General features: G+C 70.4%; 7 protein-coding genes. 6 read left to right on the top strand and 1 reads right to left on the bottom strand.

Annotation, left to right across the window (positions count from 1 at the left end):
• The 6 genes from FRW57_RS13150 to FRW57_RS13125 all read left to right on the top strand — a co-directional run.
• The coding region (locus FRW57_RS13150; protein ID WP_152186182.1) for a class I SAM-dependent RNA methyltransferase at nucleotides 1-476 on the top strand (476 nt) is incomplete at its 5' end.
• A 136-nt stretch (nucleotides 477-612) separates the two neighbouring features.
• Entirely contained in the window at nucleotides 613-3,423 is a 2,811-nt protein-coding gene (locus tag FRW57_RS13145; protein WP_152186181.1) for an aconitate hydratase, read from the top strand.
• Nucleotides 3,424-3,657: 234 nt separating this feature from the next.
• Nucleotides 3,658-4,629, top strand: a complete 972-nt coding sequence (locus FRW57_RS13140) for a hypothetical protein (RefSeq protein ID WP_238999421.1) — start codon at nucleotides 3,658-3,660, stop codon at nucleotides 4,627-4,629.
• Between the two features lie 121 nt (nucleotides 4,630-4,750).
• Nucleotides 4,751-5,116 carry a hypothetical protein gene (locus FRW57_RS13135; protein ID WP_238384605.1) on the top strand — a complete coding sequence of 122 codons (366 nt, stop codon included), beginning with the start codon at nucleotides 4,751-4,753 and terminating at the stop codon, nucleotides 5,114-5,116.
• A 42-nt stretch (nucleotides 5,117-5,158) separates the two neighbouring features.
• Nucleotides 5,159-7,039, top strand: coding sequence for a 1-deoxy-D-xylulose-5-phosphate synthase (dxs, locus tag FRW57_RS13130; protein ID WP_152186180.1), 1,881 nt, complete (start codon nucleotides 5,159-5,161; stop codon nucleotides 7,037-7,039).
• Between the two features lie 257 nt (nucleotides 7,040-7,296).
• Nucleotides 7,297-8,262 carry an alpha/beta fold hydrolase gene (locus tag FRW57_RS13125; RefSeq protein ID WP_152186179.1) on the top strand — a complete coding sequence of 322 codons (966 nt, stop codon included), beginning with the start codon at nucleotides 7,297-7,299 and terminating at the stop codon, nucleotides 8,260-8,262.
• Here FRW57_RS13125 and FRW57_RS13120 read toward each other — a convergent pair.
• The coding region (locus FRW57_RS13120; protein ID WP_162529351.1) for a PucR family transcriptional regulator at nucleotides 8,230-8,674 on the bottom strand (445 nt) is incomplete at its 5' end. The two genes, FRW57_RS13125 and FRW57_RS13120, sit on opposite strands and share 33 nt — an antisense overlap.

Here is an 8,674-nt window from a genome sequence, read left to right as displayed (position 1 = left end):
CGCCGCGGCCGGGTGACCGTGCGGTCGACCTCTACTGCGGCGTGGGGCTGTTCGCCGCTGCGCTCGCCCACGCGGTGGGCGAGGACGGCGCCGTCCTGGCGATCGAGTCCGACGCCGGCGCGGTGGCCGACGCCGAGGACAACCTGCGGGCCCTCCCACAAGTCGAGATCCGCGGGGGCACGGTCGACCGGGTTCTGCGACCGCTGGTGCGCCAAGGGATCCGTGCCGACCTCGTGGTGCTGGACCCCCCGCGCAGCGGGGCTGGTCGAAGAGTCATCCGGGACGTCGCGGCCCTCGGGGCCCGAGCCATTGCCTACGTCGCCTGCGACCCCGCGGCGCTGGCCCGGGACCTCGCCTACGCGAAGGACGCGGGTTATCGGCTGGACCGGTTGCGCGCCTTCGATGCCTTCCCGATGACACACCACGTCGAGTGCATCGCCACACTGGTCCGCGAAGAGCCGCGTGAACGGCGGTGAGCCGACCGCCCGTTGCGTCACCCGAAACCCGTCGGGAGTCAGCGCAGGGGCTGGCTGGCGGCCCAGCCGAGACCGGGCGACCCGGGTGTGGTTCAATGTATCTTGACGTCAAGATAAATCGACGAAGGAGCGGCGGATGACTGGCAGCACGGACAGCTTCGGGTCCAAGGGCAAGCTCGAGGTCGGTGAGAAGTCCTATGACATCTTCCGGCTCGCGAGCATCGAGGGCAGCGACCGGCTCCCCTACAGCCTGAAGATCCTGCTCGAGAACCTCCTGCGGGGCGAGGACGGCGTGAACATCACCGCCGACCAGGTCCGCGCGGTCGCCCAGTGGGACGCGAAGGCCGAGCCCAGCACGGAGATCCAGTACACGCCGGCGCGCGTCATCATGCAGGACTTCACCGGCGTGCCCTGCATCGTCGACCTCGCCACCATGCGCGAAGCCGTCAGTGAGCTCGGCGGTGACGCCGGCAAGATCAACCCGCTCGCCCCGGCCGAGATGGTCATCGACCACTCGGTGATCGCCGACGTCGCTGGCAGCCGCGACGCGTTCGCACGCAACGTCGAGCTGGAGTACGAGCGCAACGGCGAGCGCTACCAGTTCCTGCGGTGGGGTCAGACCGCGTTCGACGACTTCAAGGTCGTCCCTCCGGGCACCGGCATCGTGCACCAGGTCAACATCGAGCACCTGGCCCGCGTGGTCTTCGACCGCGACGGCCTGGCCTACCCCGACACGTGCGTGGGCACCGACTCGCACACCACCATGGTCAACGGTCTGGGCGTCCTCGGCTGGGGCGTGGGCGGCATCGAGGCCGAGGCCGCGATGCTCGGACAACCGGTCTCGATGCTCATTCCCCGGGTCGTCGGCTTCAAGCTCACCGGCGAGATCCCTGCCGGCGCCACCGCGACCGATGTGGTGCTGACCATCACCGAGCAGTTGCGCGAGCACGGGGTCGTCGGCAAGTTCGTCGAGTTCTACGGTGAGGGCGTCGCGGCCGTGCCTTTGGCCAACCGCGCCACCATCGGCAACATGAGCCCCGAGTTCGGTTCCACCGCAGCGATGTTCCCGGTCGACGACGTGACGCTGGACTACCTGCGGCTCACGGGCCGCAGCGACGAGCAGGTCGCCCTGGTCGAGGCCTACGCCAAGGAGCAGGGGCTGTGGCACGACCCGTCCCGCGAGCTGGAGTTCTCCGAGTACCTCGAGCTCGACCTGTCCACCGTCGTGCCGTCGATCGCCGGGCCGAAGCGCCCGCAGGACCGCATCTCCCTCACTGACGCGAAGTCGTCGTTCCGCACCTCGCTGCGCGACTACGTCACCGCCGACGCGGACTCGATGGTCGACGAAGCCGGCAAGGAGTCCTTCCCCGCCAGCGACGCCCCGGCCGTGGACGGCCAGAGCCCCGAGCAGCTGGCGCAGGACGCGCCGCACCACGGCACGGCGGCCGGCGGTATCCGGCGCACGAGCAAGAAGGTGCCGCTGACCCTGGCCGACGGCACCCGGACCGAGCTCGATCACGGCCACGTCGCGATCGCCTCGATCACCTCGTGCACCAACACGTCCAACCCCTCGGTGATGGTCGCCGCCGCCCTCCTTGCCCGCAACGCGGTCGACAAGGGCCTCACGGCCAAGCCGTGGGTCAAGACCTCCCTGGCGCCCGGCTCCAAGGTCGTCATGGACTACTACGCCAAGGCCGGGCTCGTGCCCTGCCTGGAGAAGCTCGGCTTCCACCTGGTGGGCTACGGCTGCACCACGTGCATCGGCAACTCCGGCCCGCTGCCGGAGGAGGTCTCCCAGGTCGTGAACGAGGCCGACCTCGCGGTGGTCTCGGTGCTGTCCGGCAACCGCAACTTCGAGGGCCGGATCAACCCGGACATCAAGATGAACTACCTGGCCTCACCGCCGTTGGTGGTGGCCTACGCCCTCGCCGGCACGATGGACTGGGACCCGCAGAGCGAGCCGCTCGGCACCGACGCCGACGGCAAGGACGTCTTCTTGGCCGACGTCTGGCCGGACGCAGCCGAGGTGGCGCACGTGGTCGAGTCGTCCATCGACAAGGACATGTTCACCTCCGACTACTCCGACGTCTTCCAGGGCGACGAGCGCTGGCGCTCGCTGCCGACCCCCGAGGGCAAGACGTTCGAGTGGGCCGAGGAGTCGACCTACGTGCGCAAGCCCCCCTACTTCGAGGGCATGGGACTGGAGCCGGCGCCGCTGGAGGACATCTCCGGGGCCCGGGTGCTGGCCAAGCTGGGTGACTCGGTCACGACCGACCACATCAGCCCGGCGGGATCGTTCCGCGCGGACAGCCCGGCCGGCGTCTACCTCACCGAGCACGGCGTCGAGCGCAAGGACTTCAACTCCTACGGTTCGCGTCGCGGCAACCACGAAGTGATGATCCGCGGCACCTTCGCCAACATCCGGCTGAAGAACCAGCTGCTCGACGACGTCTCCGGCGGATTCACCCGCGACTTCACCCGCGACGGTGAGCAGAGCACGATCTTCGACGCGGCACAGAACTACGCGAAGGCAGGCGTGCCCCTGGTCGTGCTCGCCGGCAAGGAGTACGGCTCGGGCTCGTCCCGCGACTGGGCGGCCAAGGGCACCCGGCTCCTCGGCGTCAAGGCCGTGATCGCGGTGTCCTACGAGCGGATCCACCGGTCGAACCTGATCGGCATGGGCGTGCTGCCACTGCAGTTCCCCGACGGCCAGGACGCCGAGTCCCTGGGCCTCACCGGCACCGAGACGTTCGACATCTCCGGCATCACGGCAATGAACGACGGTGCCACGCCGCGCACGGTACGCGTCACGGCCAGGAGAGACGGGGCCGAGCCGGTGTCATTCGACGCGGTGGTGCGGATCGACACCCCCGGGGAGGCCGACTACTACCGGCACGACGGGATCCTGCAGTACGTCCTGCGTTCGCTGGTCGACGCGAAGGCCTGACGCACCGAACCAGCCGTATGCCGTGAGGTCACCTCACGGCATACGGCCGGTTGTCGCCCGTCTCGGGCCAGGGTCGGACGCGCGCGGGCCGATGTGCGTGCGTTTTCCGCGGTTTCGCGAATCGTGCCCGGTGCGCATGGGCCGGGGCTGTGGACGACGTCTGCGGGACCCGGGCCGTCTGCGCGACGCTGAGTCGTGCCCCTTCAGGAGACTGTCGTCGCGTCAGAGCCCCGCTTGGACACCTCGAAGCCGTTCACGAGGGCGCAGGCGTTGAGATCCGGGATCAGCCGGCGTGCCCTGACGAGTGGGAACTTTCGACGGATCGTCTGGGGGGTCTATGTCGATGCCGCCGTCCCTCCGACGCCGATGATCGAGGCGGCGACTGCGCTCCTGGTGTCGCCGACTGGTTCGCACGCCAGCCACTTCACCGCGGCGAGGATCTGGGGAGGTGTCGTCCCGGACCAGCCGCTCATCCACGTGTGTGCGGCCCCGGGGTCGACCCGGTGCCAGCGACAAGGGATCCGCTCGCACGAGTGCGCGGACCTGCACCACGCTGTCACCTCGGAGCGCAGCGCCTTGGGCGCCGTCATCATCGACAGCGGGGTCCGGGTGTCCACGCCTGCTCGGTCCTTCCTCGAGCTGGCCTCGGCCATGGGGCTGGTCGACCTGGTGGTGCTGGGTGACAGCCTGGTCAAGTCGAAGCGGGTCGTGCCCCACGACCTGGTCGAGGCGGCCGACGACTGGCACGGGCCCGGCGCCGTGCGCGCGCGGCGTGCGGCCAGGTTCGTCCGAGCCGGTGTGGACTCTCCCATGGAGACGCGGCTGCGCATGCTGATGGTCCTGGCCGGACTGCCCGAGCCAACCGTCAACCACGTCATCCGGTGGCCCGACGGCTCGTGGCGATTTCGGTTCGATCTGGCGTTCCCGGACCACCGGCTCGCGATCGAGTACGACGGCAGGCACCACGTGCAGGACGACGCCACCTGGGAGTCCGACATCTACCGGCGGGAGGACCTCGACAGGGGGAAGTGGCGTCGGGTGACGGTGATCTCGTCCGGCATCTTCGTGAGTCCGGACCAGACCCTGCGCCGGATCGTGGACGTCATGCGTGAGGTCGGGGTGCCGGGCGTGCCGCGACGGTTGTCGGATGAGTGGCGGGCCCATTTCCCCGGCCGACCTGTCAGCTACCTGTCCGATCGCACCTGAGTGGTCACCGGGCTGGGGCCAGATCGACCGCGAGCGTGCCGGGCGCGTGCGTTTTCCGCGGTTTCGCGGATCCGGCATGTCCGGTTGGGGCCCTGTCGGTAGGAGCCCGCAGACTGGAGGCGTGAGCGCGACCCCTCCCGGCTGGCCGGCCGCGGTGCCGCCACCGGGTGCCCCGGGGTGGCAGCCTGCCGCCGCCTCGTGGCTGCTCGACCACTGCCCACCCGACTACCGCGCGTATGCCGCGTGGCGCCGCCACCCGGTGGCCCTCGCCTGGGTGACCGTGCGCCACGTCGACGCCCAGCTGGCCGCCATGCGCGAGGCCTACCGGCAGGCCCGGGTGGAGCTGGGCGACGTGCTGCCGGCCGACGGTCTGGAGCAGGTCCTCGAGAACCTCGAGGCCGAGGGCCTACGGTTGAGGGGGGCGGCGCGAAGCGCCCGACTACTGCAGGACGCCCTTCGGGGTAAGCAGTACATACCCCGGCTCTGATCTACACTCGGGAGTCGCCGTCGCGGAAGGACTGTCACCATCGTGGGTGTGCTCGCATCGATCAACGGGCCGGATGATCTCCGGGCCCTGTCGCCCGACCAGCTCGACGGCCTCGCCAAGGAGATCCGCGAGTTCCTCATCGACTCGGTTTGCCGGACGGGGGGACACCTCGGGCCCAACCTCGGCGTGGTCGAGCTCACCATCGCGCTGCATCGCGTCTTCGAGTCACCCCGCGACACGATCGTCTTCGACGTGGGCCACCAGACCTACGTCCACAAGCTGCTCACGGGCCGGCATGACTTCAGCAAGCTGAAGAAGCAGGGCGGACTGTCGGGCTACGCCTCACGTGCGGAGTCCGAGCACGACGTGATGGAGAACTCGCACGCGTCGACGTCGCTGTCGTGGGCCGACGGCATCGCCAAGGCGCACCGACTGCGCGGGGAGCGCGAACGTCATACGGTCGCGGTCATCGGTGACGGTGCCCTCACAGGCGGGATGGCGTGGGAGGCGCTCAACAACATCGCGGTGGACAAGGACCTGCCGCTCGTCATCGTGGTCAACGACAACGAGCGGTCCTACGCGCCGACCACCGGCGGCCTCGCTGACCACCTGGCGACGTTGCGCACCACCAAGGGCTACGAGCGGTTCCTGGCCTGGGGCCGCAACCGGCTCAACCGCACACCGGTGCTCGGCCCGGCCGTCTACGACACCCTGCACGGCATGAAGAAGGGCCTGAAGGACATCGTCGCGCCGCAGGGGATGTTCGAGGACCTCGGGCTCAAGTACCTCGGGCCCGTCGACGGACACGACGAGCAGGCGGTCGAGAGCGCCCTGCGCAAGGCCCGCGCCTACGGCGGCCCGGTCCTCGTGCACGTCCTCACCCAGAAGGGGCGCGGCTACGCGCCCGCGGAGCACGACGAGGCCGACCAGTTCCACGCGGTCGGCGTCATCAACCCCGAGACCGGTCTGCCTTTCGAGGCGGGCGGCCGGATCTGGACCGACGAGTTCAACGACGAGATGTGCGCCATCGGCGCCGAGCGCGAGGACGTGGTGGCACTCACCGCGGCCATGCTGATCCCGGTCGGACTCGACGGCTTCGCCGCGCGCTACCCCGACCGGGTCTTCGACGTCGGCATCGCCGAGCAGCACGCCACGACGATGGCCGCCGGTCTGGCCTTCGGCGGACTGCACCCCGTGGTCGCCGTCTACTCGACCTTCCTCAACCGTGCCTTCGACCAGCTGCTCATGGACTGCGCCCTGCACCACGCCGGGGTGACCTTCGTCCTCGACCGGGCCGGTGTCACCGGCAGCGACGGCCCGTCACACAACGGCATGTGGGACATGACGCTCACCTCCGTGGTCCCCGGCCTCCGGCTTGCTGCCCCACGCGACGGCCGACAGGTGCGGCGGCTGCTGCGCGAGGCGATCGACGTCGACGATGCACCGACGGTGCTGCGCTTCCCCAAGGGCGACGTGGCTGATCCCATCGACGCAGTGGCGACCCACGGCAGCGTGGACGTCCTCCACCCGGCGGCGCGCGACGAGGTGGACCTGCTCGTCGTGGGAGTCGGGTCGATGGCACAAGTCGGGGTCGCGGTCGCCGAGAAGCTCGAGGCCCAGGGCCTTTCGGTTGCCGGGGTCGATCCCCGTTGGGTCCTGCCTGTGAGCGAGGACCTGGTACAGCTGGCCGCGGGCGCCGGGGCCGTGGCGGTGATCGAGGACAACCTCGTCTCCGGAGGCATCGGCTCGGCCGTGACCCAGGCCCTGCGCGCAGCCGGGCTGTCCCAGCCGGTGCACTGTCACGGCATACCCAAGCGCTTCCTCTCACACGCCTCCCGCAGTCAGGTGCTCGACGAGGTCGGCCTCACTCCCGACGCCATCGCCACCTCCCTGACAAGGGCGTTGACCCCGCCCGTGTCCTGAGCACATAGCTCCCCACGCAGCTATGGCTGCCGGGCCCACCGAACCGGCCCCTCTCCTCACGTAGTTTCGCTGCGCAGAGGGTCCGGTCCCGCTTCGCCGCACGCGTCGACGCGTCGAGCGCCACGCTCGTCGAGCAGCTGCCAAGCGTGCTGCGGGTGCCGCCGTCACCAACACTGTTCGTCCTCGGGTGCTGTTTGGCCTCGTGGCGTACTTCGCACCCGGTGGGGTCACCAGGGTCTGGCGCAAGGGAGGTCTGGATGTCGGACGTTGAGCTGCGGGACCGATACCGGGTGGAGGTGCCGGGCGGTGGACTGGACGTGCACGACCTGACTTCTCCTGCGGTGCTGCTCGAGGGCGCGGCCACCCCCAACGTGGTCCTGGCGCTGCACGGGATCACGGCCAACGGCCTGACCTGGCAGCCGGTCGCGTCGGCGCTCGGCCGGACGAGCGCCGGGCCGACCCGCTTCCTGGCTCCCGACCTTCGCGGCAGGGCGGGCAGCCGCGATGTCACCGGCCCGTGGGGACTTCCCGCCCACGTCGACGACGTGCTCGCCATGGCCGACGCGTTCGGTGCCCAGACCTTCACGCTGGTCGGCCACTCGATGGGAGCCTTCGTCGCCGCCCTGGCCGCAGCGCGCCACCCTGACCGGGTGCGCTCGGTGGTGCTGGTGGACGGCGGGTTCGCCTTCCCGGTCCCACCCGACCTGGACGTGGACGCGGCCCTGCAGGCCGTCATCGGCCCGGCGATGGAGCGACTGTCGATGCAGTTCGCCGATGCCGGCGCCTACCTCGACTTCTGGCGCGAGCACCCGGCGCTCGGGCCGTTGTTCGACGGTCCGGCCGGCGGTGCGCTGCAGGCCTACCTGATGCACGACCTGGTGTCCCAAGGAGGCGCCCTGGCGAGCACCTGCGTGCTCGATGCCGTGCGGGCGGACGGCGCGGACGTGCTCTTTGACGCGGAGGTCCACGCCGGTGCACGGACCGCGGCCGGTGCCGGCATCCCTGTCGAGTTCCTCTGGGCGCAGCGCGGTCTGGTGGACGAGCCGCAGGGCCTGTATGACGAGCAGCGGCTCGCCGCGCTCCGGCTGCCGGAGGACGTCCGGGTCACCGCGATACCGGGCACGAACCACTACAGCGTGGTGCTCGGCCGCCTTGGCGCGGGCCAGGTCGCCGCAGCGATCGCGCGGGTGTCAGGCGTCGGGAAGCAGCCGGCGCAGACGTAGGGCCAGCTGGATCTCCAGTGAACGTTCCGGCTGCTGCCAGTCGCTGCCGAGCAGGGCGCTGATCCGTTCGATCCGCTGGGCGACCGTGTTGACGTGCACGTGCAGCGAGTCGGCCGCGTGGCGCGGGCTGCAACCTGCGGCGAAGTAGGCCTCCAGGGTGGTCAGCAGCTCCGTCCTGCGCCGTCTGTCGTAGTCGGCCACCGGGCCGAGGACCGTGTCGACGAACAGTCCGATCTGTGGGGAGCTCCCCACGACCAGCCCCGCGAACCCCAGGTCTGCCGCCGCGGCGCCGTCGCCCTCACGGCCGAGCGCGGTCAGGGCGGCCACGGTCCGGGCGGCTTCGGCGTACAGGTCGGGGAGAGCAGCGAGCTCGCTGGTCGGTCCGGCCGCGCCGACCGTCACGCGGGCTCGG

Origin of the sequence: Segeticoccus rhizosphaerae (assembly GCF_009192725.1) — a bacterium.
Classification (GTDB): domain Bacteria; phylum Actinomycetota; class Actinomycetes; order Actinomycetales; family Dermatophilaceae; genus Segeticoccus; species Segeticoccus rhizosphaerae.
This window is presented reverse-complemented; position numbering and strand designations above follow the sequence as displayed.